Origin of the sequence: Synechococcus sp. PCC 7336, assembly GCF_000332275.1 — a bacterium.
GTDB lineage: Bacteria > Cyanobacteriota > Cyanobacteriia > Thermostichales > PCC-7336 > PCC-7336.
On sequence record NZ_CM001776.1, the window covers coordinates 2,407,455 to 2,421,225 of the forward strand.

The window sequence follows — 13,771 nt, forward strand, 5'->3', positions numbered from 1 at the left end:
GACACCTCCCGATGCAGTGAGGGTGAGGAATAAAAGCAAAAAGAATTAGGAGGGGTCAGAGGACCCCTGTGCCAATTACACTCCAACAGTGTCGGGTGCGGGGATGCTTCTCATACCGACAAAGCCTGGGAGATGGCGAATGCGATCGATCCAGGCGCGGATGTTAGGGTAGTCATCTAGAGAAATATGACCGTCTGGGGCGAGGGCAATGTAGGGGAACGCAGCGATGTCGGCGATGGTGGGGGTGTCGGTGGCGAGCCAGTCGCGATCGCTTAAATGCTGTTCGATCGCCTCCAAAATAAAGGCTGATTTTTGAGCTGCCATCTCAATATCGATGGTTTTGACTCCGAACAGGTGGAAGAGTCGGGCGAATTCCGGGCCTTGGCGAATTTCGCCACTGGTGGTGGAGAGCCAGCGGGTGACTGCACTGAGAGAAAAGGCATCGAGGGGCAACCAAGACTCATTACCGTATTTGCGGGCTAGATAGACCAAAATGGCTTGAGCATCTAGGATGACTTCTTCTCCGTCGACCAGAGCGGGTACTTGGCCGAAGGGATTGATGGCGAGATACTCGGGGGATTTGTGCTCTCCTTTCATCAGATCTACGGTTTTGACTTCGCGATCGAGGCCGAGCAGCGACAGGAATAGACGGGCTTTATAGCTGTTGCCAGAAAGGGGGTGGCTGTATAGAACAATCATGGAGTTTCTCCTAAGGGATGGGTGAGGGTGAAGCGACGGGCCGGCCTAGGCTTTGCGCTCCCAACGAAATTTGCGCTCGGATTCTGAGATGGGAACGTCATTGATGCTGGCTTCTCGCCGTTGCATCAAGCCATTGGGGGCAAATTCCCATTGCTCGTTGCCGTAGGCGCGATACCAGAAGTCGCCATCGTCGTGCCATTCGTACTCAAAACGCACCGAAATGCGGTTGTCGGTAAAACTCCACAACTCTTTTTTGAGTCGATAATCGAGTTCTTTAGTCCACTTTCGCTGCAGGAATTCTTTGATTTTTTCGCGTCCGCGAAAGAATTCCGCTCGATTTCTCCATACAGAGTCTTCGGTATAGGCCAAACAGACTCGTTCGGGGTCGCGGGTATTCCAGGCATCTTCTGCTGCCTGGACTTTGGCCTTCGCACTTTCCAGGGTGAACGGCGGATAAGGGGGTTTTCCTTCCATCAATGACCTCTTTTGAAACGATCGCAAGTTGTTCGGACCAATACAGTTTGGGGCAGCTCGGGCCTGGAAAATGGCAATTGAGGGTCATCTGCTGGCCAAATTTAGATTTCCTTGTCAGGCTTGTACCGAACGTTCAGTCCAATTTAAAAATACCGAACGTTCAGTATACTGTCAATAGATGCTCTTGAATTCGTTAGCAATGTCGAAGCAGCAGGCGATCGCTCAATTAGTACCCGTCTTTCGTCGCTATGGCTACGAGGGGGCCACGCTGTCGCGACTCTCGCAGGCGTCGGGTCTGGGTCGAGCGAGTCTTTACCATTACTTTCCAGAGGGCAAAGAGGAGATGGCGGCGGCGGTGTTGCAGTATGTCAACCGCTGGTTTGCCGAGACGGTGTTGGCTCCGTTAAAGGGGGACGGAGAACCGGGCGATCGCCTGCGGGCGATGAGCGAGGGTTTGGCGGAGTTTTATCGCCATGGCGAGGAGACTTGTTTGCTGTCGGCGATGTCGTTGGGAGAGGCGGACGATTTGTTTCACGCTCAACTGCAAGAGGCAATGGCGGCGTGGATGGGGGCGATCGCTAAAGTATTGCAGGAGGCAGGATTGTCTCCCGAGCTGGCTCGACAGCGGGCAGAAGGATCGGTGATGCAGATTCAAGGGGCGTTGGTGGTGGCGCGGGTGATGGGGGATATGACTGCGTTCGAACGGGCGATTCAACGCCTACCGGTCATGCTGTTAGAGCGTGATTGGGATGGTTTCACAGAATCTTGAAAGTTGCATTTAAATTGAGTGGGGGATTTAGGGGACTGAGTGCAATGTCTGAAAACTCCAGGTTTCAATATAGATGAGGTTTAGCCCGAGCCTGCGGCAGGTTCGCCTCTTGCACTTGCTGATAAACTACGCCTCTGGCAGCCAGTTATCGTCCAGTATTTGTTCCACTGAGTAAGGACAGTCTAGAGGGAATTTTTCGATACTGAGTCCAGTTTGCTTTGCTGCATAGCGGCGAGCATCTTCATAATCCTCAGCAAGTCGTATGGCTGGAAACGTTTTTAAACTAGGGCTGTCTTTCAAGATTTTATAAATCTGGACCCGTCCGTCGTTGCTAAAATCCAGCCAACTATCTGTTCGTCGCTGTGGCTGGTATTGCCATTTCAAGAGATGAATCAGAATTCGCTCTAACTGACTGCTAAGAGCTCTACGTTCGCTCTTACCCAAGTCTTCCACCTCTTCAATGAGATGCTCTAAGTCAAGCTCGTGCCATCGTTTTTCTCGCAGGAGTCGAGCAGTTTCTCGAGCCCAGCAATTGAAGTCAGTGTCGTAGCCACCAGTCATACGATTGCGTCTTTCCTTTCAGACAATTCTGCCTCTTGCTTTGCTCGTATAGATTTCAATTCACATCATTCCTATCTAAACTTGCGCTTAATATTGTCCGAGACTGTTGCACCGTCTAGCCTACTGCTATTGTTTTTAGGGCGAATCCTTTTGAAGCTTACCGCTCTGGGACGAAAGCCAAACGTCTATCCTCCTCATCGCGACGATTTCGGTGGCTTCAGAGATGATTTTTGGAAGCAGGAATTCACGCAGAGACGCTTCATCTGCTCAGTCGGGAAGACCTTCGAAGCGCTCTCCGCGGATTGCCCGAGTCTGAAACTCCTCAAGGGACGCCGCAGTGTAGTTTGAGTCGGCTGTACCATTGAATTCTTGGAGGATCGAGAGCGCGCGATCGTACAGATCTCGGTATCCAGAACCAAAGACATGCTTCACGGCATTGTCCAGTCTCGCCAGCAGCTCCTGGTGTCTAGCCAGGTCGTATTGGATGTATTCAAACTGGCGAACGTCAACGGGTGCCTTTTCCGGCTCGTCCTGAGTCAAGAAAATGATAGGCTTCCGGTTTGCCCGCACGATACCCAACTCATAAAAAACGTTGGGATTGGGATATGAAATATCCCCAATAATGAGATCGGCTTCCTGGATTTCTGATTCGATCTTATCCATGAGTGCCTTTGTAAGAACGCTTGTGTCCCCACGGCGAACCTGCAGTCCGTGCCGATCCTCCAAGTAGAGCTGAAGGTAAAGGAAAAAGAAGTTCAGCTCCGGACGGAAGGGCATGATGACAAAGCAGATCCGCGTACTCATCGGGTCGTTTCGAGACGACTCTGCATCGCGCGCACGAGCTTTTCGAGTCGCATCTCTAGTTCTAAGAGGTTTTGGGGATTGTATGTGATGTACTGATAGCCCAGTAGATCGCTGGGAAAACTTCCGTTACCTTCCGTGCTGACGAGGATAACGATCGGTTTGCGCAGACTATGTGCTACCCCCAGTTCGAAGAAAACATTAGGGTTTGCTTCTGACAAGTCAGCGATGATGAAATCGCTCCTACGCAGAGATTCCAACCTCTCGTCAGAACCTCGAGCGCCAGCGACAAACTCTTGGGGTAAAACAGCCACCACAGCCATACGTTCGAGAACCTCAACGATTAGACTCCTGATGCGATCCTGAGAACGCCCGTAAGGTATCAAGACGAGGCATCTAGAAGTGTCCATCTTCACATCTCATCCCTTTGCAGCTCGTGCAGCCTAACTCACGTAGAGGAAAAATTCCCACCTAACCGGTGTCTAGCTTTAAAAGCATTCTGGCTTTTAGTTATAGACAAAGTTAGTTATAGACAAAGTCGGACTCGGTTAATAGTGAGTGCCAGTTTGACGGTAGTGCAGTGCTGCCTTGCCATCGGCATCTAACAAATCTCCTGCCTCAACAACACTGTAAACAACCCAATGGTCGCCACATTCCATCCGCTGCTCGACCCGACACTCCAAGTAGGCCAAACCATCCGACAAAATTGGCGTGCCATCCTCAGCCTCGGCAGACTCCACCCCCTCAAACCGGTCCTCCCCCGGACCAAAGGGTTTGAGAAAATGCTTCATCAGTGGAATGTACTTGCCCTCGGCCAAAATATTGAGCACAAACGTATCGCCCGGAAACAGCAGCGACTCGATCGCCCGATCCTTCGCCACCGCCACCGTCAACCCCGGCGGATCGAACGTCGCCTGCGACACCCAAGAGGCCAACATTGCACTCGAAGCGCTCTCCCGTTTGGCCGTCACCACGCACAAACTGCCAATAATGCGACCCACCGCCTGCTCCACATTCGTCGCCGGTTGACGAGCCGCCTTGGTCTTCTGCTTCAGCCCCTTCTTCAGCGCCTGCCCGAAATCAGTGCCCAATTCCTCGCACTTCTGCAACATCGCCGCATCCGGCGTAAACTTCACCGACAGCGGCTCGAACCCAAACAGATAGCCAGCATCCCGTAACTTGTTCGCAATAATGTCCACCGCTTCGCCACTCCAACCGTAGGAGCCAAATACCCCCACGAGCTGTTCTTTACTCGCTATAGACAGCGCCGTGCCCAAAGCCGTTTGAACCGGCGTCGGCGCGTGTCCGCCCAAGGTGGGAGAACCGAAAATGAAACCGGAGGTTTTCTCCAGCACTGACTTAATCTCCTCAGTGGAGGCAAATTCGCAGTTGATCGATTCCACCGTCACGCCAGCTTTGGCAATGCCCCGCCCGATCGCCTGGGCCATTGTGGCCGTATTGCCATAAGCCGAGGCATAAATCACCGCCGCCGACAGCATTTGCGTCGATTGAACCCGATTCCACTCGCGATAGCTTTGGGTGAGGGGAGTCAAACCGTAGCGTACTAACGGGCCGTGACCGGGGGCATAGCCTTTAATCTCGAACGACTCGAAGCGATCGAGTGCCGCATCCACCTGGCGGGCTTGGGTGGCCATGAGACTGTCGTAGTAATAGCGGCGATCGCTCTCGTACACCTTCCAGCCTTCATCCCACACTTGGTCGCCGCAGACGTGCGCGCCAAACAATTTATCGGTGAAGAGGATCTGCGTGGCTGGGTCGTAGGTGGCCATGCCATCTGGCCATTTGGGGGTGGGGATCGGGCAAAACTCAAGCCGGTGGCCTTGACCCAAGTCGAGGATGTCGCCCCGTTTGACGGCGCGGATGTTGACCTCTGCCGTGAATTCTTCTTTCTCAAATAGTTGTGGCAGTTGCTTGGCGGCAGGTGTGGAGCACAGCACCTCGATTTGAGGAGCGCGTTCGAGCAATTGAATCAGGGTTTTGACACGGTTGGGGTTGATGTGGCCCAAGACAACCAGATCGATCGCCTTCAGCTCCACCAATTGCTCTAGGGTCTCTAAAAAAATCTCGCTGAAAGACTCGCCAGGAGGATCGATTAGGGCAGTACGATCGGCTTGAATCAAAAAGGAATTCGCTGTCGTCCCCTTTTGCAGCGCATATTCGATCTCGAATTTGAGCCGCTCCCAAGTTCGCGATCGCAACGCAAAGGTATTTTTGAGCAGAAACAGCTTTTGAACGTCACGCTGCTGTTTGGGCAGAGAAGCAATCACGACGACAATCTCCTGAGGTAAGGACGAATGGAGGTTCGGGGAGCGGCGAACCGAGCTGCAAAGGACAACGGTAAAATCAGCGATCTAGGCCGACTGGAGCTGGCTAAATGCCGGCTTAGTAGTAGTTGCCCACTTTGCGACGATGGGAGGCGGTGCGAGCCTCTTGGTTTGAGACTCGACCCTCCTGCACAGTGGAGTAGACAATCCAATGATCGCTCGTCTCCATGCGGCGGCTGACGGTGCATTCGAGATAGGTCAACGCATCCGTCAGAATGGGGGAGCCGTTTTTGGCGGGTTGGGTGTTGACCTCGGCAAAGCGATCGGCCCCCGGGGCGAAGCGCTTGAGGAAGTGCTTCATCAGCTTGAGGTGATTGCCCTCCTCCAAGACATTGAGGACAAAGGTATCGCCCACCTGCATGAGGGATTCAATCGCACGGTCTTTGGCCACGGCAATGGTGAATCCGAGGGGTTCGAAGCTAGCTTGGGAGACCCAAGAGGCCAGCATGGCACTGCGTAACTCCCCCTTTTGAGCAGTGATGATATACAAGCCGCTGCTGATGCGACCCAATGCCTGAATTAGGCTACTGTCGAGGGATTGTTTCTTCCGGTTCGTCTTTTTCTGGCTCAGCTTTTGACCCAAGTCAGTGCCAGATTCTTCGCACAGTTGGTAGGTATTCTCGCTGGGCTCTTCCTTCACTCGAATGGGCTCGAAGCCCAGATCTAGGCCCGCCTCGCGGAACTGGGTCAGAATCGGGTCGATGGGTTCGTCGTCACCGCCATAAGACTCCACTAAGCCCAACAGTTGCTTGTGATTGGCGGCAGCCACAATGGTGCCGAATGCGGCCTGAATCTGTTCGGTCATGGCACCGCTAGCCGGGGGCATCGAGATGACCAATCCCGCCACGTCCCCTACGAGTTCGTAAGCCTCTTGGGGATCGGCCCCTTTCAGATCCATCATTTCCACCGCGACGCCGGTTTTGGTGATGCCTCGGGCGATCGCTTGGGTGAGGCGATCGCTATAGCCGTAATCGGAAATATAGAACACAGCTACAGCCGTGCTGGCCTGGGTTTGGTTGGCGCTCCAAGTGCGATAGCGACCTAACAACTCCTGCAAGTGAAAGCGCAGCAGCGGACCGTGCCCGGTGGCCACCAGCTTGATGTCATAGTCTTGCTGCAGCTTGTCCAAACCCTTCAGCGCTTTGGTCACCGATCGCGCATTCGGAGCCATGAGGCATTCGTAGTAGAACTGAAAGTCCTTTTCGATCGCCGCGAGATTTTCGTCGTAAATCAAGTCACTGCAGTAGTGCAGGCCAAAGGCATCGCAGGTGTAGAGCACCCCCGTAGCGGTATCGAAGCTGAAGATGGTGTCGGGCCAGTGCAGGTTGGGGGCCAGCAGAAATTGGAGTTCGTGGCCGTTGCCCAAATCTAGGCTGTCGCCGCTCTTGACGGTTCGCCGTTGAAACTCCCGATGCACCTGGTTTTCCAGAAACGTCATGGCGACTTTGGAGCCCACCACTGTAATGTCGGGATTGAGGTCGAGAATGTCCCCCACTAGACCGCTGTGATCCGGTTCGGTGTGGCTGATAACGAGGTAGTCAATCGTGGCGGGATCGATTTCGCCTTTCAGCAACTCCAGATAGAGCTGGCGGAATTTGGCGTGGGAGGTGTCTACGAGGGCAACTTTCTCGCCGCGAATAATGAAAGAGTTGTAAGTGGTGCCGTTTTGCAGGCCGAATTCGATGTCAAAGCGATCGCGATCCCAATCCAGGCTGCGGATGGCGGTCGTGTCGGCGGCGATCGCTTCGGTCTGAACGGTAAGGCGTTTGGTCGGCGCGACGGTAGTGACCATAGTCAATCCACCCAATCGTTAAGTTTTCTTACTCATTCACTCTAATCCAACTTTTGGGGAGCGCCTAGCGGCGATCGCCCTAACTTGTCTGTATTCCCTGTAACGATCGGCCCGGGATCGATCTAGACATTTTGTACGATCGCCAGTCGAGAAACACTTCGGAGATGACGATCGCACCCCTTGGAGCGGGTAAATTCAGCTTTTGAGACTGTAGAGGCATTTCGATCGTGATAAGTGCTGGCGTCGATACTGGCGAACTCACCCAAGTCACCCCGCATATCGCCAAAATTGCGATTATCTCCCCCGTTCGCAACGAGGCTGAGTTTATTGCCGGCACATTGCAGTCAGTCGTCAATCAGACCGTCCGTCCGATGGAGTGGCTAATTGTAGACGACGGCTCGACGGATGCCACTGCAGAAATCGTGCGGGCATTTGCGGACGAGCACGATTGGATTCGGCTCGTTTCTAAGCCCGATCGCGGCGGGCGATCGGTCGGTCCCGGCGTTGTCGAGACGTTTTATTTTGGCTACGAGCACCTGCAATCCAAAGATTACGATTTCATCTGCAAACTGGACGGAGATGTCGAATTTGGGCCGCATTATTTTGCCACTTTACTGGAGTTATTTGCTGCCGATCGCTATCTCGGAGCTGCCAGTGGCAAGCCGTTTCAGCAAGCGGGCGATCGCCTGGTGGAAGAACGCAGCAGTGACGAAATGGTGGCGGGGATGATTAATTTCTATCGGCGCGACTGTTTTGAGGCGATCGGCGGGTTTGTCAGAGAAGTCCATTGGGATGGAATTGCCTTTCATCGGGCTCGCATGGCAGGCTGGCGCACCTGCAGTCTCCGCCACCCCGAACTCAACTTCATCCACAAGCGAGTCATGGGCTCTTCCCACAAACATGTTTTGGTGGGTCGATTGCGCTGGGGGCGGGGGCAGTACTTTATGGGGACTCATCCGCTGTATATCTTTGCAATCGGCCTCTATCGTCTCTGGGAAAAACCCTCTGTGGTGGGTGGTTTGACGATTGTGGCGGGTTATTTTGGGGCGATGTTGAAAGGGATGCCTCGCTATAGCGATCGCCGCTTCCGTCAGTCTTTACATGCTTGGCAGTTCGAGCGAATGAGGTTAGGCCAGCGGTTGGAGAACTTACCTCCCTTTTCCGATCGGGAAAGAGTGACACCCAACGTCCAGGGGGACTGACCCTTTAACGTGACGGTGCCTATTGGCAACAGGGAAGAGATGGGATAGCGCGCGCCCTGTATGTGACAGCTAGAAACGAACGGGTTGTAATTGTTCGCGCGTTTGTCAAAAAAACTCAAAAAACCCCTCGTCGAGAGATAGGGCTTGCCCTAAAAAGAGTCAAGGAGATCTCGGAATGACTGGGATTCAAGAATTACACCAGAAGTGGTCGGTAGATTCAGATTATCAGGCTGAATACGACAAACTCAATGAAGAGTTTGAAATCGCTAAAGCCTTGATTCAGGCCCGTGTGAGCGCGGATCTCACCCAAGCAGAAGTCGCAAGACGGATGCAAACCACTCAATCTGTCATCGCTCGTCTTGAAGGAGGAAAAGGGAACCCTTCAATCTCTTTGGGTCAGATTCCCCGGCGCTTGCGACGATTCACCGGAGCGAAAGTGCGTTCCGAAGGAAAAATTCCGTAATGCCCCGTCCGCTTGCGGCGGGGATAGAAATTTTAGCGCTTCATAATTTTTACTTTGCCCCCTGGGAGATCCGCATCCACATCGGTAGCTGCGCCGCTCCACCCGTTTCAATGCGTTCTAGTGCCGCCTCCATCTCCAGTCGCACATCAAATTCTGTCTCGCAATCGATCGCTTGTTGCAATGACTCCACAGCCGTTGGGTCACCTCTCTCGGTCAGAAACCGAGCTGCCCGCCAGCGGACCAAGGGAGATGAATCACTCAGAGCCTGACAGAAGGTAGGAATAGCTTTTGGATCGCCCAAATCGCTCAGAGCATCGCCAGCAATTCGTCGCACGATTGCCGAGCGATCGCCGAGCACGACATCGCATAGTGGCTCCGCCGCCTCAGCCATTTCGCTGGCTCCCAAAATCGCCGCAGCCCATCGCCGGATCGCGTTGTTTTCATCCCTCAAAGCTGCTGCCACAGCGGGGAAGGTTGCTGAATTGACATCAATCCGCTGGAGGGCTTTCAGTCGCTGCTTCCAATCCGTGCTTTTCAGAGCTTTCAGTAGAGCCGCCTGCGAGTGTTGGGAACCGGCTGATTCCACATCGGCGATCGCCTCTCGTTCTAAGCGCATCAGTTCTTCGGCATCCATCAGGCTGACGATTTCTTCGGCAACCCTTTGGGCCACTTCCTGCGGCGGACCAAATTGAGGAGGATAAGCCTCCCAGCGACGCTCTTGTACGTAATCGGCCTGAGTCGCACCGATCGCCCTCTGCAGGACCTGCCCGAATTGCTCTGGCAACCCGACTCGCGCTTGCTGTCCATCTGCAGCGGTCGCTCTGACTTGTACTGGGATCCCTCGCCACGCCTGAACGGCCACATCAACTTGTCCCAGGTTTGGCCCGCGCGGGCCGGTCTCATCCAAGTGCTTGATCGGGGTCACCCGAGCGGCTAAGTTGGCATCGGCTTGCTGAGAAAGCCCAATTAACTGAGCTGCTGCTGCCAAGATTGGCTGCCAGTCGGCACTGGGCTTGCGTGTGAGGGTGATGAAGTCATTCATCAAAAAAACCGACTTGACGGACTCCATCGCCACGAGCTGGCGAGCAATTTCAGGTACATCTGATGGGGCCGCATCTGTCTCGAGGGTGAGGGGCGTCAGGCTAATTGAGCTGTCGAGATTGAGCTTCATGCAGTGGGGACTGGGTGTTGTTTCGATCGAACAAAGTTTCATGGCATAAAGGTCAACGCTTCTCTCTTCAGCTTGGCATTAGATTTCAGTCATCTATCAATTCGAGCTTGCACTCTCGGGCTCGGGGCCTGCAGAGATTCATCTGCTAGCAACCCCGGTCAGCGATCGCCCCCTTTTTCGACCCTTTCAGCTCACCCTGATTCCACAGGCATCGGCTAATCCCGAGCGATCGCGAACTGGCCTTCCAGCGAATGTGAATGTGTCAGCGCTTAGCATCGTTATAAAATATTTTTAGACTGTCGATATTTTTAGACTGCCGAGCTGAGTCGTTCGGTAACTGTCTTGCTATCGAGAGTCTCGCCCTCAAAAGTTGTTTATAACAGAAGCATGGCTATAGACCTTAGAGAACTCACCGAGCAAGCCCAACAGCTCCCGTTAACCCAGAAGCTGGAGTTGATTGCGATCCTCTCGAACAACATCGCCAATGATGCTCAGCTACAAGAGGCTTCTCAAAGCTTTTGGGAGCCCCGAACAATTCAAGAGCATTCGCAAGCCCATCCTGTCACCCCCGTCGTCAATGTGGATGAGCTTCGCTCCAAAGCATGGCCACAGACCGATCGCCTCGATGAGTTCCTGAACTTCCTACAGGACCAGCGAACAACAACACTCCTGGAGCAATAAGGGTGGATGTTGTTCTGCTCGACACTGATGTCTTTTCTATTATCCTCAAGGGGGCAAGTCAGGCTCGGGATTACCAGTACATCATTGCAGGAAAGCGCATGGCTCTGTCTTTCATGACCGTTGCCGAATTGTTCCAATGGGGTTACATGCGTAACTGGGGTAGCAGGCGCATAGCTACGCTGGAAACAGAAATGCAAAACTATCTGGTCCTTCCCCCAGATATCGAGGCTTGCCGTATCTGGGCTCAGGTTCGCGCTCGGGCCAAGGACAAAGGCAGACCCATTTCACCCCAAGATGCCTGGAACGCAGCTATGGCTCTGCGATATTCCTTGCCGCTAGTCACTAATAATGCCAAGGATTACCAGACGATTGACCTTCTCCAGGTTTTGACTCCTCTATGAGCATGTCTGCAAGCACAGCTCATTTGGATGGCCTCGAGCGAGCGAGATCGAGCAAAGGCCGAGCCAATCTCGTGTAGATAGTAGAGAATGGCGATCGAGCGCTGGGCAATCCCCTCATGGCTTACCTGCTATCTGCGACCAAACTGCAAACCTATCAACGCTGCCCGCAGTCCTACTACTTCAAATACGAACGCAAGGTTGCGGCTCCCAGCTTCTTTGGTTCCCCGCAACTCGGTCTCGCGCTCCATCGGGCCTTGGCCGCGATTTATGGCGATTGGGATTATGGCTTCTCCATACCCGACAGTAGCTGGATCGAGCAGTGCTGGGAACAATACTCGTCCGAGCTCTCGCCCACGCAAGTGGAGGAGGGGCACAAACTATTACTGGCTTACTATCGACAACACATCGCAACCTCAGTCACCCTGCACCGTCCGCTCGGAATTGAAGGGCGGTTTAAGGGGGAGTTGCAGGTGGGCTGCCTGCAATTTAAGTTGACAGGACGGTACGACCGGCTCGATTTCCTTCACCCTGACGGCTTGCATCTGGTGGATTACAAACTGTCGCGTCCCGCGATCGCCTTAGATGCCGAAGCCTTGGAGTTGCAGTTGGGGCTTTACTATCTGGCTTTGCGTCAAACCTACGGCCAGAGCCTCAAACGTCTCACCTTGATTTTTCTGCGCGATAGGGAGGCAGATTCATACGAAGTCACTCCCGCGCACGAACAACGTTTGGAGGAGGCTGTCAGCGATTTGGCCGATCGGCTCGTGCAGGATAGCCATTGGCCCGCCACCCCTGGCGAGCAATGCGATCGCTGTGGGTTTGCCAAATACTGCGCTGCTGTGCGAGATGAACCGCTGTCTCTGCCGGAAACTGCTGCCCGTCCGAGTGACCTGCAGTTAGCCATACCCCTCGCTCGCTCGAGTTCCACTGAAAAGTTCCGCTGAGCGTTGGCTTTGGAGTCCTGGAGTCCCGCCAGCGTTCTGCTCGTGAAGGCCGCAACCTCAAGACGGGTGATTGGCAGCAATTCAAGCGAACAGGGCCACGAGCCCAAAATAATCTTTCAGCAATTTCAATAATTTCAATGCTACACTGACGGCAGAGAATTAAAAATCGGCTGCGGCATTTGTTTCTAGTATTAACGAGATTTTCGCGTTTTTCAATTGACAGATTTCTCTCTGAAATTTCACTCTCTACATTCCTTCAGATTACGGAAACGATCTATGTCAATTTATGTAGGTAACCTGTCTTATGAGGTTACAGACACCGATCTGACTACTGTGTTTACAGAGTACGGGTCAGTAAAGCGAGTTCAGCTCCCTACCGATCGCGAAACGGGTCGCGTGCGTGGCTTTGCTTTTGTCGAGATGGGAACAGAGGACGAAGAAACCGCAGCGATTGAAGCGCTAGATGGCTCCGAATGGATGGGGCGAGATCTCAAAGTCAACAAGGCAAAGCCTCGTACGAGATAGTCTATAGCTCTTAGTCAATGGGTCGCAACCGCTTTTTTCACAAGATTTTACCCTGTGAAAAAAGCGGTTTTTAATCAGGTATAGGTTGACATTAGACCCCTTTGCTTGAATCTAGTCAACCCGAGTTCAATGGCTCTGCATTGCCCTCACCATCGGCCTCTCATCCCAAGGGAGTTAGAGAATCGAAATGTGTGGCCGCTTTTCCCTCGCCACCCCTGCCGAAGCGATCGCCGAACGATTCAACCTGGATGCGACCCCTCCTATCCAGCCCCGCTACAACATCGCCCCCTCGCAACCCGTGGCCGCCATTAGAGCCAATGCAAAGGGCGAGCCAGAGTTTGCGTTGCTGCTCTGGGGACTGATCCCCCGCTGGTCGAAAGATCCCAACAAAGGCCCGCGACCGATTAATGCCAGAGCCGAAACAATTGCAGAAAAGCCCATGTTTAAGGGCCTGTTGAGATATCGGCGTTGCGCGATCGTAGCTGATGGTTTCTACGAATGGAAAAAAGAAGGAAACCGCAAGCGCCCCTATCACATCCATCTCGAAAATCATCGACCCTTTGCCTTCGCCGGCTTGTGGGAATTGTGGAATGGTCCCAACGGAGAGGAGCTAGAGTCCTGCACGATTATTACAACTGCTGCCAACGCAACCATGCAGCAAATCCACAGTCGCATGCCTGCGATCTTGTCCCCAGGCAACTACACAGACTGGCTCGATCCCCAAATTCAGGAAACAGCCAAGCCTCTCCAACTCCTTCAAGCTGATGCTGGGCCCTTGCTGCTCAATGAAGTCAGTCCACTTGCGAACAATCCCCGCAATGACGTGCCGGAGTGCATTAATCCCGTCTGAGTGTTGGAAATCCCTTGCTGCTGCACTCCTAGATCCTCCGCTTGGCGTTATTGTGCCTTTGACTACAACAAGTATCGATCGGAGCCTTTAGGC

17 protein-coding genes are annotated in these 13,771 nt (G+C 53.5%); 9 read left to right on the plus strand and 8 right to left on the minus strand.

Features of this window, described 5'->3' with window-relative positions; translation table 11 throughout:
* Positions 1 to 75: 75 nt before the first annotated feature.
* Positions 76 to 699 carry a glutathione S-transferase family protein gene (locus tag SYN7336_RS11420; protein ID WP_017326074.1) on the minus strand — a complete coding sequence of 208 codons (624 nt, stop codon included), beginning with the start codon at positions 697 to 699 and terminating at the stop codon, positions 76 to 78.
* Positions 700 to 744: 45 nt separating this feature from the next.
* A complete protein-coding gene (locus SYN7336_RS11425; RefSeq protein WP_017326075.1) occupies positions 745 to 1,173 on the minus strand; it encodes a nuclear transport factor 2 family protein in 429 nt (142 codons plus the stop codon).
* Between the two features lie 199 nt (positions 1,174 to 1,372).
* Here SYN7336_RS11425 and SYN7336_RS11430 point away from each other — a divergent pair, with 199 nt between their 5' ends.
* Positions 1,373 to 1,942 (plus strand): TetR/AcrR family transcriptional regulator, encoded by a 570-nt coding sequence (locus SYN7336_RS11430; protein WP_017326076.1) that lies wholly within the window; start codon positions 1,373 to 1,375, stop codon positions 1,940 to 1,942.
* 126 nt (positions 1,943 to 2,068) lie between these two features.
* On the opposite strand, the gene SYN7336_RS11435 is transcribed toward SYN7336_RS11430, so the two are convergent.
* The 5 genes from SYN7336_RS11435 to SYN7336_RS11455 form a co-directional block, all read right to left on the minus strand.
* Entirely contained in the window at positions 2,069 to 2,503 is a 435-nt protein-coding gene (locus tag SYN7336_RS11435; protein WP_017326077.1) for a DUF29 domain-containing protein, read from the minus strand.
* A 267-nt stretch (positions 2,504 to 2,770) separates the two neighbouring features.
* Complete coding sequence (locus tag SYN7336_RS11440; RefSeq protein WP_017326078.1) at positions 2,771 to 3,307, minus strand: hypothetical protein; 537 nt, start codon at positions 3,305 to 3,307, stop codon at positions 2,771 to 2,773.
* Positions 3,304 to 3,627, minus strand: coding sequence for a TIR domain-containing protein (locus tag SYN7336_RS11445; protein ID WP_017326079.1), 324 nt, complete (start codon positions 3,625 to 3,627; stop codon positions 3,304 to 3,306). Before SYN7336_RS11445 ends, SYN7336_RS11440 begins: the two co-directional genes overlap by 4 nt.
* 225 nt (positions 3,628 to 3,852) lie before the next feature.
* A complete protein-coding gene (locus tag SYN7336_RS11450; RefSeq protein ID WP_017326080.1) occupies positions 3,853 to 5,592 on the minus strand; it encodes a diflavin flavoprotein in 1,740 nt (579 codons plus the stop codon).
* 115 nt (positions 5,593 to 5,707) lie between these two features.
* Positions 5,708 to 7,441, minus strand: coding sequence for a diflavin flavoprotein (locus SYN7336_RS11455; protein ID WP_017326081.1), 1,734 nt, complete (start codon positions 7,439 to 7,441; stop codon positions 5,708 to 5,710).
* A gap of 227 nt (positions 7,442 to 7,668) precedes the next feature.
* Between SYN7336_RS11455 and SYN7336_RS11460 the strand changes: the two genes are divergently transcribed.
* From SYN7336_RS11460 to SYN7336_RS11465, 3 genes are read left to right on the plus strand one after another with little or no spacing between them, the layout of a single operon-like run.
* Positions 7,669 to 8,643, plus strand: coding sequence for a glycosyltransferase family 2 protein (locus SYN7336_RS11460; RefSeq protein ID WP_017326082.1), 975 nt, complete (start codon positions 7,669 to 7,671; stop codon positions 8,641 to 8,643).
* Positions 8,644 to 8,687: 44 nt separating this feature from the next.
* On the plus strand, positions 8,688 to 8,822 hold the full coding sequence (locus SYN7336_RS28865; RefSeq protein WP_083885703.1) for a type II toxin-antitoxin system RelE/ParE family toxin: 135 nt from the start codon (positions 8,688 to 8,690) through the stop codon (positions 8,820 to 8,822).
* Positions 8,819 to 9,106: a helix-turn-helix domain-containing protein gene (locus tag SYN7336_RS11465; RefSeq protein WP_017326083.1), complete on the plus strand. Its 288-nt coding sequence runs from the start codon at positions 8,819 to 8,821 to the stop codon at positions 9,104 to 9,106. The genes SYN7336_RS28865 and SYN7336_RS11465 overlap by 4 nt, the downstream gene beginning before the upstream one ends.
* Before the next feature lie 49 nt (positions 9,107 to 9,155).
* Here SYN7336_RS11465 and SYN7336_RS11470 read toward each other — a convergent pair whose 3' ends face one another.
* Positions 9,156 to 10,319, minus strand: a complete 1,164-nt coding sequence (locus SYN7336_RS11470; RefSeq protein WP_026100926.1) for a virulence factor — start codon at positions 10,317 to 10,319, stop codon at positions 9,156 to 9,158.
* A 345-nt stretch (positions 10,320 to 10,664) separates the two neighbouring features.
* Here SYN7336_RS11470 and SYN7336_RS11475 point away from each other — a divergent pair, with 345 nt between their 5' ends.
* From SYN7336_RS11475 to SYN7336_RS11495, 5 genes are all read left to right on the plus strand, one after another.
* Positions 10,665 to 10,958: a hypothetical protein gene (locus SYN7336_RS11475; RefSeq protein ID WP_017326085.1), complete on the plus strand. Its 294-nt coding sequence runs from the start codon at positions 10,665 to 10,667 to the stop codon at positions 10,956 to 10,958.
* Positions 10,959 to 10,960: 2 nt separating this feature from the next.
* Positions 10,961 to 11,359, plus strand: coding sequence for a type II toxin-antitoxin system VapC family toxin (locus SYN7336_RS11480; protein WP_017326086.1), 399 nt, complete (start codon positions 10,961 to 10,963; stop codon positions 11,357 to 11,359).
* A gap of 116 nt (positions 11,360 to 11,475) precedes the next feature.
* Positions 11,476 to 12,303, plus strand: coding sequence for a PD-(D/E)XK nuclease family protein (locus SYN7336_RS11485; protein ID WP_017326087.1), 828 nt, complete (start codon positions 11,476 to 11,478; stop codon positions 12,301 to 12,303).
* Between the two features lie 276 nt (positions 12,304 to 12,579).
* On the plus strand, positions 12,580 to 12,828 hold the full coding sequence (locus SYN7336_RS11490; protein ID WP_017326088.1) for an RNA-binding protein: 249 nt from the start codon (positions 12,580 to 12,582) through the stop codon (positions 12,826 to 12,828).
* A gap of 187 nt (positions 12,829 to 13,015) precedes the next feature.
* Positions 13,016 to 13,678: an SOS response-associated peptidase gene (locus SYN7336_RS11495; protein WP_017326089.1), complete on the plus strand. Its 663-nt coding sequence runs from the start codon at positions 13,016 to 13,018 to the stop codon at positions 13,676 to 13,678.
* The last annotated feature ends 93 nt before the right edge of the window (positions 13,679 to 13,771 follow it).